18 protein-coding genes, 1 pseudogene and 1 other annotated feature are annotated in these 18,437 nt (G+C 48.1%); of the genes and pseudogenes, 13 read left to right on the forward strand and 6 right to left on the reverse strand.

All coding sequences use genetic code 11. The annotated features are described in order from the left end of the window. Positions 1-79: 79 nt before the first annotated feature. Together AD710_RS09245 and AD710_RS09250 are read right to left on the reverse strand one after the other, a co-directional pair. Positions 80-1,516 carry an alanine/glycine:cation symporter family protein gene (locus AD710_RS09245; RefSeq protein ID WP_016936872.1) on the reverse strand — a complete coding sequence of 479 codons (1,437 nt, stop codon included), beginning with the start codon at positions 1,514-1,516 and terminating at the stop codon, positions 80-82. Positions 1,517-1,540: 24 nt separating this feature from the next. Continuing rightward, on the reverse strand, positions 1,541-2,524 hold the full coding sequence (locus AD710_RS09250) for a glutaminase (protein ID WP_016936871.1): 984 nt from the start codon (positions 2,522-2,524) through the stop codon (positions 1,541-1,543). Positions 2,525-2,768: 244 nt separating this feature from the next. Here AD710_RS09250 and AD710_RS09255 point away from each other — a divergent pair, with 244 nt between their 5' ends. The 4 genes from AD710_RS09255 (at position 2,769) to AD710_RS09270 (ending at position 6,775) form a co-directional block, all read left to right on the forward strand. Then, positions 2,769-4,061 (forward strand): two-component system sensor histidine kinase GlnK, encoded by a 1,293-nt coding sequence (locus AD710_RS09255; RefSeq protein WP_049627829.1) that lies wholly within the window; start codon positions 2,769-2,771, stop codon positions 4,059-4,061. Then, on the forward strand, positions 4,061-5,008 hold the full coding sequence (locus AD710_RS09260) for a glutamine utilization two-component system response regulator GlnL (RefSeq protein ID WP_049627830.1): 948 nt from the start codon (positions 4,061-4,063) through the stop codon (positions 5,006-5,008). Before AD710_RS09255 ends, AD710_RS09260 begins: the two co-directional genes overlap by 1 nt. A 295-nt stretch (positions 5,009-5,303) precedes the next feature. After that, positions 5,304-6,224 (forward strand): macrolide 2'-phosphotransferase, encoded by a 921-nt coding sequence (locus AD710_RS09265; protein ID WP_049627831.1) that lies wholly within the window; start codon positions 5,304-5,306, stop codon positions 6,222-6,224. Between the two features lie 48 nt (positions 6,225-6,272). Continuing rightward, positions 6,273-6,522 (forward strand) — a binding site (T-box leader). 88 nt (positions 6,523-6,610) lie between these two features. Beyond that, a complete protein-coding gene (locus tag AD710_RS09270; protein WP_016936867.1) occupies positions 6,611-6,775 on the forward strand; it encodes a tryptophan RNA-binding attenuator protein inhibitory protein in 165 nt (54 codons plus the stop codon). A gap of 355 nt (positions 6,776-7,130) precedes the next feature. On the opposite strand, the gene AD710_RS09275 is transcribed toward AD710_RS09270, so the two are convergent. Then, on the reverse strand, positions 7,131-8,024 hold the full coding sequence (locus AD710_RS09275) for a cation diffusion facilitator family transporter (RefSeq protein ID WP_016936865.1): 894 nt from the start codon (positions 8,022-8,024) through the stop codon (positions 7,131-7,133). A gap of 429 nt (positions 8,025-8,453) precedes the next feature. Between AD710_RS09275 and AD710_RS09280 the strand changes: the two genes are divergently transcribed. The 4 genes from AD710_RS09280 (at position 8,454) to AD710_RS09295 (ending at position 11,075) form a co-directional block, all read left to right on the forward strand. Beyond that, the gene (locus tag AD710_RS09280; protein ID WP_016936864.1) at positions 8,454-9,074 is read left to right on the forward strand and encodes a nitroreductase family protein; all 621 of its coding nucleotides are present in this window, start codon (positions 8,454-8,456) and stop codon (positions 9,072-9,074) included. 24 nt (positions 9,075-9,098) lie between these two features. Next, positions 9,099-10,037, forward strand: a complete 939-nt coding sequence (locus tag AD710_RS09285; RefSeq protein ID WP_016936863.1) for a ring-cleaving dioxygenase — start codon at positions 9,099-9,101, stop codon at positions 10,035-10,037. 130 nt (positions 10,038-10,167) lie between these two features. Beyond that, the gene (locus tag AD710_RS09290) at positions 10,168-10,557 is read left to right on the forward strand and encodes a DoxX family protein (RefSeq protein WP_007609195.1); all 390 of its coding nucleotides are present in this window, start codon (positions 10,168-10,170) and stop codon (positions 10,555-10,557) included. 179 nt (positions 10,558-10,736) lie between these two features. Then, positions 10,737-11,075, forward strand: coding sequence for a thioredoxin family protein (locus AD710_RS09295; RefSeq protein ID WP_045926308.1), 339 nt, complete (start codon positions 10,737-10,739; stop codon positions 11,073-11,075). A 64-nt stretch (positions 11,076-11,139) separates the two neighbouring features. On the opposite strand, the gene AD710_RS09300 is transcribed toward AD710_RS09295, so the two are convergent. Continuing rightward, positions 11,140-11,523, reverse strand: a complete 384-nt coding sequence (locus AD710_RS09300) for a YndM family protein (RefSeq protein ID WP_045926307.1) — start codon at positions 11,521-11,523, stop codon at positions 11,140-11,142. 151 nt (positions 11,524-11,674) lie between these two features. Between AD710_RS09300 and AD710_RS09305 the strand changes: the two genes are divergently transcribed. From AD710_RS09305 to tatC, 4 genes are all read left to right on the forward strand, one after another. Further along, on the forward strand, positions 11,675-12,103 hold the full coding sequence (locus AD710_RS09305) for a cell wall hydrolase (RefSeq protein WP_029575244.1): 429 nt from the start codon (positions 11,675-11,677) through the stop codon (positions 12,101-12,103). Positions 12,104-12,364: 261 nt separating this feature from the next. After that, positions 12,365-14,116, forward strand: coding sequence for an alkaline phosphatase D family protein (locus AD710_RS09310; RefSeq protein WP_049627832.1), 1,752 nt, complete (start codon positions 12,365-12,367; stop codon positions 14,114-14,116). A 12-nt stretch (positions 14,117-14,128) separates the two neighbouring features. Then, the gene (locus tag AD710_RS09315) at positions 14,129-14,326 is read left to right on the forward strand and encodes a twin-arginine translocase TatA/TatE family subunit (RefSeq protein ID WP_003156681.1); all 198 of its coding nucleotides are present in this window, start codon (positions 14,129-14,131) and stop codon (positions 14,324-14,326) included. A gap of 61 nt (positions 14,327-14,387) precedes the next feature. Continuing rightward, on the forward strand, positions 14,388-15,116 hold the full coding sequence (gene tatC / locus AD710_RS09320) for a twin-arginine translocase subunit TatC (RefSeq protein ID WP_049627833.1): 729 nt from the start codon (positions 14,388-14,390) through the stop codon (positions 15,114-15,116). On the opposite strand, the gene pcp is transcribed toward tatC, so the two are convergent. Next, positions 15,113-15,760, reverse strand: a complete 648-nt coding sequence (gene pcp / locus AD710_RS09325; protein WP_049627834.1) for a pyroglutamyl-peptidase I — start codon at positions 15,758-15,760, stop codon at positions 15,113-15,115. The two genes, tatC and pcp, sit on opposite strands and share 4 nt — an antisense overlap. Positions 15,761-15,831: 71 nt before the next feature. On the opposite strand from pcp, the pseudogene AD710_RS09330 reads away from it, so the two are divergent. After that, positions 15,832-16,954: pseudogene (locus tag AD710_RS09330) on the forward strand (aminotransferase class V-fold PLP-dependent enzyme). 34 nt (positions 16,955-16,988) lie between these two features. Here AD710_RS09330 and lmr(B) read toward each other — a convergent pair. Next, complete coding sequence (gene lmr(B), locus AD710_RS09335; RefSeq protein WP_032864767.1) at positions 16,989-18,428, reverse strand: lincomycin efflux MFS transporter Lmr(B); 1,440 nt, start codon at positions 18,426-18,428, stop codon at positions 16,989-16,991. Positions 18,429-18,437: the final 9 nt, after the last annotated feature.

Genomic DNA, 18,437 nt, shown 5'->3' on the forward strand with positions numbered 1-18,437 from the left:
AGGGTAATGGACGCTTTCCTCTTTGTCAATGAATCGGCAGAAAAAAAGATGTTCAGGACGCTGCCCGAACACCTTTTGTTTAGGAAATATGTTTGCCTTTCGCACTTTTCGCGATGTCTGAATACTCCCAGCAGTCGATCCCGTCATCATCAGGGAGCACATCTCTGTAAAAGACGGGGTCCTTTCCGGCTTTCTTTTGCCGGGCATAATCGCTCAAAGCGGCAAACGCTTTTTTCGACAGAAGGAAAATCGCGATTAAATTCACGACCACCATTAAGCCCATGAACAAATCAGCCATATCCCACACAAGCTGGACTTTGGAAATGCATCCGAACAGAACCATTCCGAGTACACAGATGCGGTAAATGAACAGCCATTTTTTGTTCTGGCTTAAAAATCCGATATTGGTTTCTCCGTAATAATAGTTGCCCATCAGAGCGCTGAAGCCGAACAAAAGCATTAAGACGGCAAGGAAACCTGATGCCCACGCGCCGATATGGTCGCTCAAGGCAGCCTGAGAAAGCGCGATGCCGCTCAGTCCCGGCTGGTGATAAGCGTCTGAAAATAAAATGATAAGTGCCGTGCTTGTACAAATGACGAGCGTATCCGTCAGGACGCCGAATGCCTGAATGAGCCCCTGTTTCACCGGATGGCTCGTCGTAGCTGTCGCCGCCGCGTTCGGAGCGCTGCCCATTCCCGCTTCATTTGAGAAAATTCCGCGTCTCACACCTTGCATCAAAGCCGCACCTAAAGCGCCGCCCGCTGCCTGATCAATACCGAACGCATTTTTTACGATAAGCGACAGAACGCCGGGCAATTGGGTGATGTTCGTCAGAATGACAAAGAAAGCGACCCCGATATATAAAACGGCTAAGACGACTACGATGTATTCCGCCATTTTCGCAATTCGTTTGACGCCTCCGAAAATCACGCCGCCGAAAACCAAGATTAAAATAATGCCAAGTGTAAGCCGGCTGGTGCCGAATGCGTTTTGAAAGGCGACGCTGATCGTATTGGACTGAACGGAATTAAAGACGACTCCGAATGACAGCGTGATTAAAACGGCGAACAGCGCGCCCATCCAGCGTTTCTTCAAGCCTTTTTCCATGTAATAGGCCGGGCCGCCGCGGAATCCGTTTTGATCTTTTACTTTATAAATTTGGGCCAGCGTGCTTTCAACAAAGCTTGAAGCCGAACCGATGACTGCGATAATCCACATCCAGAAAATAGCGCCCGGGCCGCCGAGCGCGATCGCAATGGCGATTCCGGTAATATTCCCGGTTCCGACACGCGCAGCCATGCTGATGCAAAATGCCTGAAACGGGGAAATGCTGTTTTTTGACCGGGCGGCCGCGCCTTCTTTCAAAACCCGGATCATTTCCCTCAGCATGCGGACTTGCAGACCCTTTGATCTGAACGTAAAAAACAGTCCCAGAGAAAGAAGCAGTACGATTAACAGTTTTGACCACAAAAAATCATTTGCCGAGCCGATTACATTTTCAAGGAATTCCTGCATCCAATCACCTCTTGGTTCGTTTGATTAAAAAATACTGAGCTCCCACTCCTGTGCGATATGTTTCAGCAGCATGCCGCCGGTCAGGCTGTTGCCGTATTCATCAATGGCCGGACCGTAAATGCCGATGCCGCAGCCGTTATGAAAAGGCTGTTCTCTTCTGGCGCTTGGGGGAACCAATGCCATAATGCCGCCGGATACCCCGCTTTTGGCCGGGACGCCGACGAAAGCCGCATATTTTCCTGACGCATTGTACATCCCGCACGTCAGCATCAGGGCTTTGGCGAGTTTTGCGACATCTTTCGGAATGACCTGTTCCCGGCGGATCGGATGGTAGCCGTCATGCGCAAGAATCAATCCGATCAAAGCGATGTCCTCGGTTGTCCCCTCCATGGCGCATTGCTTTAAATACACTTCAAGCGTTTCTTCGACATCCGCCTCGAGAAAGTTCGTTTCTTTTAAATAGTAGGCGAGCGCTCTGTTCCGGTGTGCGGTCTGCCATTCAGAGCGGAAGACCTCCTCGTGTATGTGAGGCCGTTTTCCTATCAATTTTTCAAAAACGGAAAAGAGATATTCCAATTTATCATGCGCCGTTTCACCGGGAAGAAGCGAGGCGACGGTAATGGCGCCGGCATTGATCATCGGGTTGAAGGGCTTCCCGGGTTTATGGATTTCAAGCCGGATGATAGAATTAAACGCATCACCTGTCGGCTCCACGTCGACACGATCGAGCACATAAGGAATGCCCCTGGACATGCAGGCGGCAATAAAGCTGATGACTTTTGAGATGCTCTGCAATGTGAACGGCACATTCCATTCACCGGCATGAATCATTGAGCCATCCGGCTCTAATATGCAAATGCCCAGCTGAGAGTCGTTGATTTCTCCGAGGGCGGGGATATAATTTGCGCTTTTTCCATTGACGGAAAACGGTCGGTAATGTTCGACCCAATCTTGTAAAAGTGAAGCCAGTTCCTCTTTTTCAAGGCGCTCTCTGACCATATCTTTCATAACATTCCTCCTCTATTACAAGCCTGTCCCCAAGCGGAAACCGGTCTTGGAAAACGTTTTCAAATATAGCGTGTTCCATGTTAATGTATAATGACATCTACAGAATCATATAAAATACGACAAAATCATTCTTAAAATAAGCCGATAGATTTATAAATCAGCAGGAACGTCCCGCCATACGGGTCTAAAGAAATTTGCGGACTCACTCGGTCTTATTCAAAATAGATAGAAGAAGGAAGTGATTGTGATCAGGCTCGACTATTTACTAAAAAAAGACGGCTATCTTTTCGCACTTATGCTGATCACCGTGCCGCTGGCGGGGGAACTAAAATTTTACCCCCTGAATGAGGTGTACCGGATCAGCTTCGGCGCCCCGGCTTTTTTCTTTTTTCTGCTGCTGCTGCGGCATGTGCCGGCAGTATTGTCAGGGCTGTTGACAGGTGCAGCCGTTGTGGCATTCCGGATCGGCCTGGCGTGCTGGGGAGGAGATCATGCCGGCTTTACGGAGGCTTTTTTCAGCCAATATCCCAGTTTCTTTTTTTACTTTACATATGCCTGCTTGTTTTATGTGCTGAGGGTCAGGTTCTTTCGGGATCGGCCGCTCATGATCGGATTCCTCGGTTTTCTCATTGAAATCGCTTCCGACACCGTTGAAATGGCGGTTCAGTTTTCAGGAGGCCGGCTGATTATGATGCCGGACAAACTGGCAGATATTGCGGTCATCGCCATTTCTCACACATTTATTGTGCTGAGTTTTTTCAACGTGATGAAGCTGCACGAATCCCAGGTCAGGGAAAAGCAAACGAGAAAGCAGCATGAGCACATGCTGATGATTGTGTCTAACTTATACGAAGAAACGATTCATTTGAAAAAAACGCTGAAAACGACGGAGCATGTGACGAAAGAATCCTATCAGCTGTATCGGGAAATGAGCGGGAACGACCGGGAGCTCGGCAGCCGAATGCTGCGCCTTGCGGGAGAAATCCATGAAGTGAAAAAAGACAATCAGCGGATATTCGCCGGCCTGTCGAAGTTGATTTCAAATGAGAGATTCCGGGATTACATGGATGCCGCCGCTCTGATCGGAATCGTCCTCCGAATCAATGAAAAATACGCCGAATCTTTAGGCAAGGATATTCAGTTCCGGAGCGTGATTGAAGGAGATCATCCCGATTATCACGTCTTTACCGTTCTGTCGATCTTGAATAACCTGACCGCCAATGCCGTAGAGGCCATGGGGGACAGAGGTGAGATCCGCCTCACGCTGCGCAGGGCGGAGGGGGAGATGGCCGAATTTCAGGCGGAAGATGACGGTCCCGGCATTTCGGAAAAAATCGGAGAGGTAATCTATGATCCCGGATTTACGTCCAAATACGATGAATTCGGCACCCCTTCAACGGGCATCGGGCTTTCATACGTGAAGGAAATCGTAACCGAACTTGAAGGCGGCATCTCCTTTCACAACAAGCCAAAAGGCGTCATATTTACGATTCAGCTGCCGGTGAGGCATTTAATTGCAGAAAGGGTGAGTTCATAATGCGCTTTTTTATAGCTGATGATGACCGGGCGATCCGTTCCATTTTAAGACAGATCATTGAAGATGAGGACTTAGGCGAAGTCGTCGGCGAGGCGGAGGACGGAAGCCAGATTGAAGGGCATTATCTCCATTTTAAACAAGTCGATATTTTATTAATTGACCTGCTGATGCCGGGGCGGGACGGGATTGAGACGATACGGCATCTTCAGGATTCGTACACCGGGAAAACGGTGATGATATCCCAGGTGGAAGCGAAGGAAATGGTGGGGGAAGCCTATTCTCTCGGTATTGAATATTTTATCCACAAACCGATCAACAAAATTGAAATCATCACCGTGCTCCGAAAAGTGAAAGAGCGGATCGAACTGGAAACCTCGATCGGCGACATCCAAAATTCGCTAAGACGGCTTGTTCAGCGCAATGAACCGCAGCAAAGCCGCTCTTTTAAATCCTGCGAAAAATCCGTGAAAGAGACCGGGAAATTTCTGTTATCAGAACTAGGGATTGTGGGAGAAAGCGGCGCGCACGACCTGATGGCCGTGCTGCATTTTTTATTTGAGGATGAGCAGGCGCAAAAAAGCGTCCCGTCGCTGAAGCGAGTGTTTACAAACGTCGCGCTGCGGAAACTGGGACCCGCGGCGTCGGAAGCAGACATCAGCAGGGAGACAAAAGCCTCCGAACAGCGGATCAGAAGAGCGATTATTCATTCGTTAAACCATTTCGCCTCATTGGGCACAACTGATTTTTCAAACCCCAAATTTGAATATTACGCCTCGAAATTCTTTGATTTCCCTGCTGTCAGCAAGAGAATGAAAGAAATGCAGGCGAAAGAAACCGTTCCGCTTTCTCCGGTTAAAGTGAATATGAAAAAATTTATTCACGTCTTCTTTTTGGAGGCGAAAGATTTACGCGAAGGATCGAAGTTTGTCAGCGGAGGGAGCAGGTAAGCTGATAAATAGGGTTTACGTATATAAGGTTTTTGTGTAAAATAATATTAACTAAGAAGGGACGGAGGGATCCTGATGGCTGATCAAATTCCGGTTTTCGCACTAATGAAATAGTGTCAAAGTCTCTGCCTTGAGTGCGGAGGAAACCGGGATTGTCTGCCTGAATAAGGAACCTGACAGTAATAGTGAGGGGGCGGCGATTATGCCGCCCTCTTTTTGGCGTCTTCACATATCTCTTTCTCCTCCGCCTCAGGCGAAGCTCTGTGTCAGTAAATAAGGGAAATGGGGAAACAAGATGACAAAACAAAGGGAAATAGAATCCGTTCTGAACATCGCAAAGGAAAATGGCTTACGGTTAAAACATGAAGGGGCGGACATAAATGAAACGGGTATGGACTTCCAAGTCGTATTTGCTGAAGATGACAGCGGCGTGACATGGGTGCTCCGAAAGCCGCGCCGTCCCGATGTTATCGAAAGAGCGGCTGCAGAAAGCGATGTTCTCGTGTTTCTCCGCAGCCATGCCGCGGTATCAGTGCCCGATTGGCGGGTTCATACACCGGAACTGATCGCTTATCCGAAACTGGACGGAAAACCCGCTGCCGCAATTGATCTGGATAAGAAACAGTATGTCTGGAACATGGAACACGAGCCGCCTTCAGACGGTTTTGTCGGCTCGCTTGCCGCGGCATTAGCCGGGCTGCACGGAGCAGACCCGGATGCGGCCTCCAGATCCGGAATCGAAATCATAAAACCGGATGACGTCAGGCAAAGGGCGGCGGAATCAATGGATCATATAAAAAAAGAAATCGGGGTCTCAGAACAGCTTTGGCAAAGATGGCAAACATGGATAAATGACAGTTCGTACTGGCCTGATTTTTCCGCGCTGATCCATGGTGACTTGCATCCTCCGCATATTTTAATCGGCGAAAATCAGCGTGTGACGGGTCTCCTCGATTGGACGGAGGCAAAGGTTGCCGATCCGGCCAAAGATTTTGTTCTTTATCAATTAATATTAGGAGAAAAAGAAACGAAACGTCTGATGAAGAGCTACGAAGCTGAAGGCGGGCGCGTCTGGCCGAAAATGCAGGAGCATGTAACAGAATGGCAGGCAGCCTATCCTGTGGAAACAGCGAAGTTCGCGCTTCAAACGGGGCAAGAAGAACATATGCAAATGGCGCGGGAAATGCTCGGCCTGTCCGATTCGAAAGGTTATTGACTTCGCCCGGAAGACAGCGTATGATACATGTTAAAATAAACGAACGGATGAACAATGCTGAGGAAGAGTAAGTACGCATCAGCGCGCGGGGTTCAGAGAGTCGGTGGCCGCTGTGAACCGATCCCCGTCCGGTGCCGAATGGGCTTCTGAATTGCTGCGCTGAAATGACAGTAGGCGGTGCCGGGATTCTTTCCCCGTTATCAAGAAAGGAGTATTGAAACCGTGTGTTTCTGTACTTTTTGAGTGAAGGCTTTACAGCCGTTAATAAAGGTGGCACCGCGAAAACCTCGTCCTTTGATGGACGGGGTTTTTTTGTATCGTTAAGGAGGTGATGGCCATGGAAAGTGACTGGAGACGGACAAACAATCAAAAAAGGAGGGATATTCATGGTGATCGCCACCGACGATCTTGAACTCACCTGTCCGCATTGTGAAGGAACCGGGGCGGAGAAGGAAGGCGCGCCCTGCCCGAAGTGCGGCGCGAAGGGGGTCATTTTGACGGCTCAGGGAAACACGCTGCTGTATTTTATCAAAAAGCATCTTGATCAGTGAAATCAAACGAAAAAGGCCGTTATCCGGCCTTCAGGCTGTCGAGAAAATCTCGACAGCCTTTATTTTTCCCTTAAAATAAAAGAAAGACTGAAAAGAACGGTGTCTTTCTCATGTTCCACACAAGAAATTCATTCGTTCTGCTTGACCAACTCGTCGAAGAAGATCATCTGCTTTGAAAAATTGATAAATGCATAGACTTCTCTTTCATCGTTGAAAAGTTGCCACATACCCAGCTAAGCAAGTCTGGGCATGCGGGAGTGCTTTTTCTGCGCCTGAAATCAAATGAATATGGAAAGAAACAGGACAAAAGAAAAAAGCTTGTAGAGAAACATCATGTTCTCTACAAGCTGCTTTTTCATTCTTCAAAATAAGGATTGACATGGATGAGCACTTCTTCAACATCTGAAAAATGTCTTTTGATTTCATTTCGGATTTCGCGGGCAATATCGTGTCCCTGCTTAATCGTCAAATCATGATCCAAAGATAACCGGACATCAAGCAATTTATAGTGGCCGTGTTCTCTCGCTCGGATTTTATCGAGCCGTTTGACTTGAGGACAATGCAAAATAACCGCTTTATATTCCTCTATCAGTTCGGGATCAACACTTTTTTCCATGAGAACGTCAACAGACGGCCTGATTAATTCCATTGAAATCTTAAAAATGAGGTACGCCACGATGACACTGGCAATTGCATCGGCGTACAACAGATAGGACCATCCGCGGGTATTCCCGATAATCGCCAATAGGACGCCGATAAAAGCGGCAAGAGAGGCAACGATATCGCCTTTATGATCGTATGCAATCGCTATAATCGCTTTACTGTTCCATTTTTCTCCTTGTTTGATCGAATAACGATATAAGATCTGCTTAGCCGCGTAGGATATCAGAGCCGCAAACAATGCGCTGTATTGCGGAACGCTTGGACCTTCAACAAAGGACGAAATCGCTTCTATTAGAATATACACAGAAACGAGCACTAATATGATTCCTACAATCGCTTCGCTGATGACCTCAGCTTTGCCATGCCCGAAAGGATGGTCTTGATCGGGCGGCTTATTAGAAATGCCGATGACGGCCAGGACAGCAATCGAAGCCACGACATCCGCTGCAGAGTGTATACCGTCGGCAAAAACGGCTTCACTATCGCCTATCAGTCCAAAAAAGATCTTTCCTGCCATTAAGATCAGATTGGCTATCAATGCAATCAAAGCAACTTTTTTGCTTATTTGTTCTCTTTCACTTGTCATTTTGTCCTCCTATAAAACTGCGCAAAAAAAGAGGAGCGCTTTTGATTCGCTCTCCGTATCCTTTCTTGTGTAATCACTTTGCTTATCATATCAATTCAGTTTCGAGTGGGTCTATAGCAAGGTTTTTTCCTGTTTACTAATAAATAAGGTGACAGAAAAAAAGTTGGAGCAGGGCTAAACAGTACACAGACAAAATGGCGCTGAATTTAAAAATGATCTGTTGACATTTAAGTATTTATCCTTTATTATTATCTTGAATTCAAGATATTTTAATTCGAGATAATTTAATTAGTGTGCAGGATAAGAACCTGCTGATCTTTTGAATCATGAAAAGATCAGTGAAGAGAACGTTTCGTTTTTTGATCATATGTTATTTGATTTTTTATACGATAATATCTCGAATTCGAGATAAAAGGGAGTGCGAGAGAAATGGCTGAATTTGTACAGCTAGTGAATGAAAGAAGATCTGCAAGCAACTTTCTTCCAGATCATCCAATCACAAGAGATGAACTCAACGAAATGTTTGAATTGGTTGCGTTGGCTCCATCAGCTTTTAATTTGCAGCATACAAAATATGTGACAGTTCTTAACCCGGATGTAAAAGAAAAGCTGAAGCAGGCCGCAAACGGACAATATAAAGTGTTTAGCTCATCAGCGGTTCTTTTGGTTTTAGGGGATAAGCAGGCATATCAGCAAGCGGCTGACATCTATGAAGGGTTGAAGATGCTGGGGGTATTAAATAAACAAGAGTATGATCACATGGTTCAAGACACCGTATCGTTTTATGAAAACAGGGGAGAACCATTTAAGAGAGATGAGGCGATAAGAAATGCTTCACTTTCTGCGATGATGTTTATGCTGAGTGCTAAGGAAAAAGGCTGGGACACCTGTCCGATGATAGGGTTTGATGCTGAAGCCGTGAAAGAGATTTTGAATATAGATGATCAATTTGAGGTTGTCATGATGATTACAATCGGGAAAGAAAAAACAGAAAGCAGAAGGCCGCGCGGCTACCGAAAGCCTGTGAATGAGTTTGTGGAGTATATTTAACTATTTGTAAAGGGGCGGATAAAAATGGCTAAAAAAACGATGGGAATCCATCATATTACAGCAATTGTCGGTCATCCTCAAGAGAATGCTGATTTCTACGCTGGAGTGCTGGGGCTGCGATTGGTCAAGCAAACGGTCAATTTTGATGATCCGGCAACGTATCACCTTTATTTTGGGGATGAAGGCGGGAAGCCGGGAACAATCATCACCTTCTTTCCGTGGGCGGGCGCCCGCCAAGGCATCATTGGAGACGGACAGGTCGGCGTGACATCTTACGTTGTGCCGAGGGGTGCTATGGCATTTTGGGAAAAGAGACTTGAAAAGTTCAACGTGCCATACACCAAAATCGAGCGTTTTGGAGAACAATATATAGAATTTGATGACCCGCATGGCCTGCATTTAGAAATCGTGGAAAGAGAAGCAGGGGACGCCAATACGTGGACTTTCGGAGATGTAACCCCGGATGTTGCCATTAAAGGCTTTGGCGGTGCAACCCTGTTATCAGCACAGCCTGAAAAAACAGGTGAATTGTTAGAAAACATCATGGGGCTTGAGCGAGTCGGCAAAGAAGGAGACTTCGTTCGTTATCGTTCTGCCGGTGATATCGGAAATGTGATTGATCTGAAATTAACGCCTATCGGCCGCGGACAAATGGGTGTCGGCACGGTCCATCACATCGCTTGGCGGGCTCAGGATGATGAAGATCAATTAGATTGGCAAAGATTCATTGCTGCGCACGGATATGGTGTGACTCCTGTTCAGGATAGAAACTATTTTAATGCGGTTTACTTCAGAGAACATGGGGAAATCTTATTTGAGATCGCCACTGATCCGCCGGGCTTTGCCCATGATGAGTCACAAGAAACAATGGGCGGGAAATTGATGCTCCCTGAGCAGTATGAACCGCACCGGGCACAAATTGAACAAGGGCTGCTGCCGTTTGAAGTGAGAGAACTAGATTGATTTATAGATGAACGTGAAGCATGAAGAAAAATAAAAAGACATACATTTAACAGATGTTTGCTGGAAGCGGCTGTTGGTAAACAGCTGTCTTGCAGACATCATATAATATGAAAAATAAGGAGAGATAAAAATGGAAGATGCAGGACTATTACTTATTCGAATCATGATTGGTGTGGTGTTTCTGTTTTATGGATCACAAAAATTATTCGGCTGGTTTGGCGGATACGGGATTAAAGGAACCGGACAATGGTTCGAGTCAATTGGAGTTAAACCAGGTAATGCCGCGGCCGCTTTATCAGGTCTCGGGGAACTCGCAAGCGGAATTTTATTTATTTTAGGTGTATTCCTCCCGCTTGGAGCTGCTATCATAACGATTATTATGTTAGGTGCCATTGTAAAAGTTCATGGAGCGAAAGGGTTTGCGAACGGTGCCGGCGGCTTTGAATATAACTTGGTGCTGATTGCAGTTTCCATCGGAGTTGCACTCATCGGTTCAGGAGCTTACGCTTTGCATTTTTAATATAAGGATCTAAGAACAGTTACTGAAAAGCGGTAACTGTTCTTTTATTTTTCAAGCACAACGTTAAGGTGCTCTGAATAGCAAAAAAGCGGATATGTTCAATATAAATGTGTATAGTGAATGTACGAGTATTGATGGGCTTGGTCATGAAAGACGAGCCGATTTGAAGGAGGGTTTTGATGAAAGAGCTGACAGACTTACATTCATTAGATTCTATCGAGAATTTTATTAAACAACATCAATTCAGTTTTATCTACATTTCAAGACCCGCCTGTACAGTATGTCACGCTGTTCTGCCGCAGCTCAGAAAGGTATTGGATCAGTTTCCGAATATCAAATTGGGGCATATCAATGCTGACGAGGCAGAAGAGGTTGCCGGCAGATTTTCAGTCTTCACTGTCCCCGTGCTTCTTTTGTTCATTGATGGGACTGAGTTTCTGAGAGAAGCCCGCTTTGTTCATTTTGAACAGCTCGAAGAAAGGCTGAAAAGGGTTTATCAGTTATATCAAGATGTATAAAGCGTTTATACCTTTACAAATAAAAAGCCCCCTTTAAGGGGGCCGTTATCCGGCCTTTTTTGCGTTATTCGGACCGAGGCTCTAAAAATCGGGACCCGCCCAAGTCTTTTCTCATCAGATAAATATGGAAAAAATATTCTCCGACAGCGATGATGACGGCGGAAATAAGAGCGGCAAACGCCAGTCTTCCTCCTGAAATGCCCATGGACAGCGGCATTCCCATCAGCCAGACAACAAGAAACGCAATTCCGAAATCAGCGGACGCCGCCGTGATATTATTCCATCTCGGCAGCACGTACAGATCGCCCGTAAAGTAGGAAACAGCTCCCAACACAATGGTCATCAGCAGCACGTCGCCGAATGTAAAGCGAAAACCTAAGCCGAGTACGAGATACAGAATGATGATGGTCATGATGCCTTTAATGGCAAGCGCTTTAATATGTTCCATGCGAATTCCTCCTTATGGAAATCATGTTAGTATGTTTCCTCATCACGTGAAATATAAACCTTTTTTTGTGAACATTTGTTTTCTGGCTTTTGGCTGTCATCACTGGGCCGCGGCTGAATATGATGAAGGGAGAAAAACGGGAGGTGTCATGATGGCAGTCGTAAAAGCGTCGAGCGCCGATGTCGATCTAATGGCAAGGCTGCTCAGGGCGGAAGCGGAAGGCGAAGGAAAGCAGGGAATGCTTTTGGTCGGCAATGTGGGAATCAATCGGGTGCGGGCGAATTGTTCTGATTTTAAAGGCCTGCGCACCATCAGACAGATGGTGTTTCAGCCGCACGCGTTTGAAGCGGTGACTCACGGATATTTTTACCAAAGGCCGCGCGAATCTGAGCGGAGGCTTGCCCGCCGGAATATTAGCGGAGAACGGTTTTGGCCGGCTAAATTCAGCCTGTGGTATTTTAAGCCGCCGGGAAACTGCCCGCCGACATGGTACAATCAGCCGTTTGTCGCCAGATTCAAATCCCACTGCTTCTATCAGCCGACAGGGGAAACGTGCGAAAACGTGTACAATACATTTTAATCCCGGAGCACCGTTCTTAGAATGAACGGTGTTTTTTAATTTCTTGTGAAGAAAAATAGGAACAAAGTGCGCTTGACGGATGAAAAGCCAAACAGAAACAGAGGGGGTTTTCTCCCGGACGGGAAAGATTTGTCGAAACAATGTGAAAAATGTCTCCCGCCGATCACTTTCCGCCCTTACAAATCCTTCACACTTCTTCATAACGGTTTAACATTTCTTTTCTATAATGGGGGCGATCAATGAGACGAAAGGGGAACTGACATGACACATGACGGCCGTTTAGATGAATGGATCAAGGAATTGGAGAACAAAAGCTTTCAAAACAATACGTTTGACCGCCGCGCATTTATACAGGGCGCCGGGAAAATCGCAGGCCTTTCCCTCGGGCTGGCGATCGCGCAATCCATCGGCGCGTTTGAAGTGAATGCCGCTCCGAAGTTTTCAAACTATCCGTTCACCCTCGGCGTAGCCTCCGGTGATCCGCTGTCTGACAGCGTCATTCTCTGGACACGTCTTGCCCCGGACCCGCTCAATGGGGGAGGAATGCCGAATCAGGCTGTTCCGGTTAAATGGGAAATCGCCACTGATGAACATTTCCGCCATGTCGTCAAACGCGGAACGGAAATGGCTAAACCGAATCTCGGACACTCCGTCCATGTTGAAGCGGACGGGCTTAAGCCCAATAAAGTGTACTATTACCGGTTTAAAAGCGGGCATGAGCTCAGCCCCGTCGGCCGGACGAAAACGCTGCCCGCTCCCGGTGCTGACGTATCCGCCATGACGTTTGCGTTTGCCTCTTGCCAGCAGTATGAACACGGCTATTATACGGCGTATAAACATATGGCGAAGGAAGAGCTTGATCTCGTATTCCATCTCGGAGATTACATTTATGAATACGGGCCGAACGAATATGTGGCAAAGACGGGGAATGTCAGAACGCACAGCAGCGCCGAAGTGTACACGCTTTCAGATTACCGCAACCGTCACGCCCAATACCGCTCAGATGCCAATCTGAAAGCCGCCCACGCCGCATTTCCGTGGGTCGTGACTTGGGACGATCATGAGGTGGAGAACAATTATGCCAATGTCATTCCCGAAAAAGGCCAATCGGTTGAAGCGTTTGTGCTCAGAAGGGCTGCGGCTTATCAGGCTTATTATGAACATATGCCGCTCAGGCGCATGTCGCTCCCGAACGGCCCTGATATGCGGCTGTACAGGCAATTTTCTTATGGCAATTTAGCGTCGTTCAATGTGCTTGATACAAGACAGTACAGAGATGATCAGGCCAACGGCGACGGGAATAAACCGCCTTCTGATGAGTGGAGAGATCCGAAGCGCACATTGATGGGGACAGAGCAGGAGCAATGGCTCTTCGACAACTTAGCCGCTTCAAAAGCGAAGTGGAATGTGCTGGCCCAGCAAATCTTTTTCGCGCAATGGAATTTCGGAACAACTGACAAGCCGATTTTCAGCATGGATTCATGGGACGGCTACCCGGCGCAGCGGGAGCGGGTCATCAATTTTATAAAAAGCAAAAACCTGAACAATGTCATCGTGCTGACGGGTGATGTTCATGCAAGCTGGGCGTCAAACCTGCATACCGATTTTAATCAAACGAATTCAAAGATCTTCGGAGCCGAATTCGTCGGGACTTCCATCACATCGGGAGGAAACGGGGCGGATAAACGGGCCGATACGGATCAAATCTTAAAACAAAACCCGCATATTAAGTTTTTCAACGATTACCGCGGCTATGTCCGCTGTACGGTGACGCCTGCCCAATGGAGGGCGGATTACAGAGTGGTGCCTTATGTGACGGAGCCGGGGGCTGAGGTTTCCACGCGGGCTTCATTCATTTATCAAAAAGACCAGACGGGGATTCGGAAGGTCTCACAGGCAGCGGTTGCAGGCGGCTTAAAGCAGTCAAATGAGGTGGAAGAGGATCGTTTCTTCGCTCATAACAGTGCGCATGAAAAGCAAATGAGAAAGAAACGGGCCAAAATTTCACAATAAGGGGGCATACTTATGTTTTCAAATATCGGCATTCCCGGGTTAATCTTGATTTTTGTCATCGCTCTGATCATTTTCGGGCCTTCAAAGCTTCCGGAAATCGGCCGTGCCGCCGGCCGCACGCTGCTTGAATTTAAAAGCGCCGCAAAAACACTGGTCTCAAATGAAGAGCCGGACAAGCAGACGGCTGAGAAAGACAAAACGGCAGGCTGAATCCTGACACGGGGGCAGAGATCCGTTTCTGCCCCTTCTTTGATATAAGGAGGATGTACGATTGGATAAAAAAGAAACCCACTTGATCGGGCATTTAGAGGAAGTCCGGCAGCGTCTCATTAAAACCGTTATCGCCTTTCTCGTGTTTTTTATCGGCGCATGCTGGTTTGTGCAGGATATTTATGACTGGCTGATCAAGGATTTGCATGGAAGGCTGGCCGTTTTAGGGCCGAGCGAGATTTTATGGGTGTATATGATGATTGCGGGAATATGCGCCATTACGGCAGCGATTCCGGTTGCGGCCTTTCAGCTCTGGCGTTTTACGGCGCCGGCTTTGACCCCGTTTGAACGCCGCGCCGCTTTGCTTTACATTCCGGGGCTTTCGGTTTTGTTTATTATCGGAATTTCCTTCGGGTATTTTGTGCTGTTTCCGATTGTGCTCGGATTTTTAACACAATTATCCGCCGGCCATTTTGACATAGTATTTACGGCGGACAAGTATTTTACTTTTATGCTTAACATGACATTGCCGTTCGGGTTTTTGTTTGAAATGCCTCTGGCCGTCATGTTTCTGACGCGGATCGGGATTGTGAACCCATCCCGGCTGGCAAAGGCGAGGAAGCTTTCGTATTTCGTGCTGATCGTCGTCTCGGTGCTGATTACGCCGCCGGATTTTATGTCTGACTTTCTCGTCATGATTCCGCTGCTCGTCCTCTATGAAATCAGTGTGACGCTGTCCCGTATCGTTTACCGAAAGAAGAAATGGGCCGAGGCGGCGTCTGCCGCTTAGTGAAGCTCGCCTCCGCCGGTTTCAATATCGTCCTCATGCGCCGCGGCGGTCACCGCGGCGATTTTGAGCGCTTTAGTGATGTGATCCAGGCTGAGGCTCGGCGCGGACTTCTGCAAGGTTTGCTCCGGAATGTACGGGATGTGAATAAACCCGCCCCGGATGTGCGGATGATGGCGGCTGATTTCATCCATCAGCCCGTAAAAGAGATGATTGCATACAAACGTCCCCGCCGTGTAGGATACAGCCGCGGGAATGCCTTCCTTTTTTATTTCTTCAACGATCCGTTTGATCGGAAGGCCGGTCCAGTAGGCCGCGGGACCGCTTTGAGAAATGTCTTCCCCGACAGGCTGATTCCCTTCGTTATCCGGTATGTGCGCCTCATTCAGGTTGATCGCGACCCGTTCCGGCGTGATCTGCATTCTGCCGCCTGCCTGTCCGGCACAGATGATAATGTCGGGCTGATGTTTCTTGATTGCCTCCCGAAGCACGGCAAGGGACTTATAAAAAACGGTCGGCACTTGTTCAGATACGATAACAGCGGGGCCTTCAGCGGCACCGTCCAGCCGTTTGACCGCTTCCCATGAAGGATTGACCGTTTCCCCGCCGAAGGGGTCAAAGCCTGTCAGCAATACTTTTTTCTCCATCCAAAACCCTCCTTTTCTTTTTACCATACTCTATAATGGACATATATTCCTGCCGAAGGGGGAAACATGCCTTGAATTCGTCTTTGGTGCCATACCGATCTTTATTTCCGGCGCTCCGCACACATACGATGCTCGCCAGCTGCTCCCAAAGCGCTCTTGCCCGGCCGGTTTCAAAAGCGATCAATGACTACCAGGAAAGCCTGCTTCAGAACGGCGGAAACTGGGATGAAGCCATGGGCGGAGCAGGCAAGGTGTGAATTTGCGAAATTAATCGGCGCTAAGCCTGAAGAAATCGCCATTTTACCTTCAGTAACGGCTGCCGCCTCTGCCGTCGTCTCAGCTTTACCGGATTGCCGAAAGAAGCAGGCGGTGTATACGGAATTGGATTTTCCGGCAATCGCCCACATTCTGAAGGCGCAGACTGGGATGGAGCTTTCAGTCATCCCGTCTGAAGAAGGAATGATCCCGTTAGAACGTTATGAGACATATATCACGGAGCAGACGCGTATCACCTGTGTTCCGCATGTGTCCTATACATCCGGTTTTGTCCAGGATATGAAGCGCATTGCCGAGATATCCGCAAAGAAGGGATCGCTTCTTTTTGTCGATGCTTATCAATCGGCGGGGCACATCCCGATTGATGTAAAAGAATGGGGAGTTGATATGCTCGCTGCGGGCGCGAGAAAGTATATGCTCGGCATACCGGGAACGGCGTTTCTTTATGTCAGAAAGGAACTTGCCGAACGGCTGAAGCCGAAAGTCACCGGGTGGTTCGGACAGCAGCGGGAGTCGATGCTGGATTTGACCCGTTTTTCTTATGCGGACGGAGCCAAACGCTTTGAGACCGGAACCCCGGCATTTATCAGCATATATGTGGCACAGGCGGCTTTATCCCTTTTAAACGATGTCGGCACAGACCGCATTCATCGGGAAGTAAAAAAACTCAGCGCATTTGCGTATGAATACGCTTCTGAAAAAGGACTGACTCTCACAGGCCCCCCGTCTGCCGATGACAGACCCGGCATGATTTCCATACGGGATGAAAAAGCGGCGGAGACCGCTGCGCTTTTGAAGCGGAAAAACATCGTATGCGCACCCAGCGGACAACTCATCCGGCTGGCGCCTCATTTCTATAACACGGCAGATGACCTTATCTTTGCGATTGATGAATTGGCTGAAGCGCTCATGATATAAAAAACAGCAGACCCGCGGGGAGTCTGCTGTTTTCTTATGAGTGATTCACTTTGACCCGTTTCATAAAGAAAGCGCTGATCAGACCGATAACGGCGACAATCATCGCGAAGATAAAGGCGTGCTGGACGCCCGCAATCAGCGCGTGAGAGTATGCGGAAGGATCATTCGGGTTTTTCGCGGTGCTCATATAATTCTTCTGGCCGGCAGCCATGATGCTGACCGCCACCGCAGTGCCGATTGCGCCGGCCATCTGCTGGAGCGTATTCATAATGGCTGTTCCGTCCGGATAAAATTCCGGCGGCAGCTGATTTAAGCCGTTCGTTTGCGCCGGCATCATGATCATGGAAATTCCGATCATCAGGCATGTATGAAGCGCGACAATCAGAAGCGCCGTTGAAGCGCCGTTAATGTTTGAGAAAAACGAAAGCACGGTTGCCGTGATGACAAACCCGGGAATGACAAGCCACTTCGGTCCGTATTTATCAAACAGACGTCCCGTTATCGGAGACATAAATCCGTTTAAAATACCGCCCGGAAGCAGGATGAGCCCGGACGTAAATGCCGTCAGCAGCAATCCGCTTTGTAAATACATAGGCAAGAGAAGCATTGTTGATAAGATAACCATCATACAGATAAATACAATCACGACACCGAGAATAAACATCGGATAGCGGAAAGCGCGCAGATTCATCATCGGCTGCTTCATTTTCAGCTGCCTGATGGAGAATAAAATGAGCGCGATCGCACCGACAGTAAGCGAACCGATAACCGTCGGGCTTGACCAGCCGCCTGATCCTTCGCCCGCATTGCTGAAACCGAAGACGATGCCGCCGAATCCGATCGTAGACAGAATAATGGAAAGCACGTCAATTTTCGGCTTTGTAATGTCGGATACGTTCTGCATGTAGGCGATGCCGAATAAAAGAGCCAAGACAAGAAACGGCAGGGAAATCCAGAAAATCCAATGCCAGTTCAAATGCTCTAACACAAGCCCTGAAAACGTCGGACCGATTGCAGGAGCAAACATGATGACAAGCCCGATCGTCCCCATCGCCGCTCCGCGCTTATGCGGCGGGAAGATGACGAGGATCGTATTAAACATCAGCGGCAGCAGCAGTCCGGTTCCTAAAGCCTGCACGATTCTTGCCGCCAAAAGAAACGGAAAGCTCGGTGCAAGCGCTGCAATCAGCGTGCCGATAATGGAAAAAGCGAGTGAAACGATAAACAGCTGTCTCGTCGTAAACCATTGCAAAAGCAGACCTGAAACCGGGACAAGAATACCGAGAACGAGCAGATAGCCTGTCGTCAGCCACTGGACGGTCGCGGGAGTGATATGCAGCTCCTTCATCAGGTCGGTCAGGGCAATATTCAGCGCCGTTTCACTGAACATGCCGATAAATCCTGCCATCAGCAAAGAAATCATGATCGGCATAACTTTATATTGTTTGGAAGGCTGAGCGTTTTCCAAAAACATTCTCCTCTC

It is taken from the genome of Bacillus sp. JFL15, from assembly GCF_001184225.1.
Classification (GTDB): Bacteria; Bacillota; Bacilli; order Bacillales; family Bacillaceae; genus Bacillus; species Bacillus siamensis.

What these genes read in the sequence shown, in the direction of transcription:
- AD710_RS09285 (WP_016936863.1), top strand. Translation starts at nt 9,099, where the DNA reads ATGGCTAAAAAAACGATGGGAATCCATCATATTACAGCAATTGTCGGT.
- AD710_RS09275 (WP_016936865.1), bottom strand. Translation starts at nt 8,024, where the DNA reads ATGACAAGTGAAAGAGAACAAATAAGCAAAAAAGTTGCTTTGATTGCA.
- AD710_RS09245 (WP_016936872.1), bottom strand. Translation starts at nt 1,516, where the DNA reads ATGCAGGAATTCCTTGAAAATGTAATCGGCTCGGCAAATGATTTTTTG.
- AD710_RS09270 (WP_016936867.1), top strand. Translation starts at nt 6,611, where the DNA reads ATGGTGATCGCCACCGACGATCTTGAACTCACCTGTCCGCATTGTGAA.
- AD710_RS09315 (WP_003156681.1), top strand. Translation starts at nt 14,129, where the DNA reads ATGTTTTCAAATATCGGCATTCCCGGGTTAATCTTGATTTTTGTCATC.
- AD710_RS09290 (WP_007609195.1), top strand. Translation starts at nt 10,168, where the DNA reads ATGGAAGATGCAGGACTATTACTTATTCGAATCATGATTGGTGTGGTG.
- AD710_RS09280 (WP_016936864.1), top strand. Translation starts at nt 8,454, where the DNA reads ATGGCTGAATTTGTACAGCTAGTGAATGAAAGAAGATCTGCAAGCAAC.
- AD710_RS09295 (WP_045926308.1), top strand. Translation starts at nt 10,737, where the DNA reads ATGAAAGAGCTGACAGACTTACATTCATTAGATTCTATCGAGAATTTT.
- AD710_RS09250 (WP_016936871.1), bottom strand. Translation starts at nt 2,524, where the DNA reads ATGAAAGATATGGTCAGAGAGCGCCTTGAAAAAGAGGAACTGGCTTCA.
- pcp (WP_049627834.1), bottom strand. Translation starts at nt 15,760, where the DNA reads ATGGAGAAAAAAGTATTGCTGACAGGCTTTGACCCCTTCGGCGGGGAA.
- AD710_RS09300 (WP_045926307.1), bottom strand. Translation starts at nt 11,523, where the DNA reads ATGGAACATATTAAAGCGCTTGCCATTAAAGGCATCATGACCATCATC.
- AD710_RS09305 (WP_029575244.1), top strand. Translation starts at nt 11,675, where the DNA reads ATGGCAGTCGTAAAAGCGTCGAGCGCCGATGTCGATCTAATGGCAAGG.
- AD710_RS09265 (WP_049627831.1), top strand. Translation starts at nt 5,304, where the DNA reads ATGACAAAACAAAGGGAAATAGAATCCGTTCTGAACATCGCAAAGGAA.
- AD710_RS09260 (WP_049627830.1), top strand. Translation starts at nt 4,061, where the DNA reads ATGCGCTTTTTTATAGCTGATGATGACCGGGCGATCCGTTCCATTTTA.
- AD710_RS09310 (WP_049627832.1), top strand. Translation starts at nt 12,365, where the DNA reads ATGACACATGACGGCCGTTTAGATGAATGGATCAAGGAATTGGAGAAC.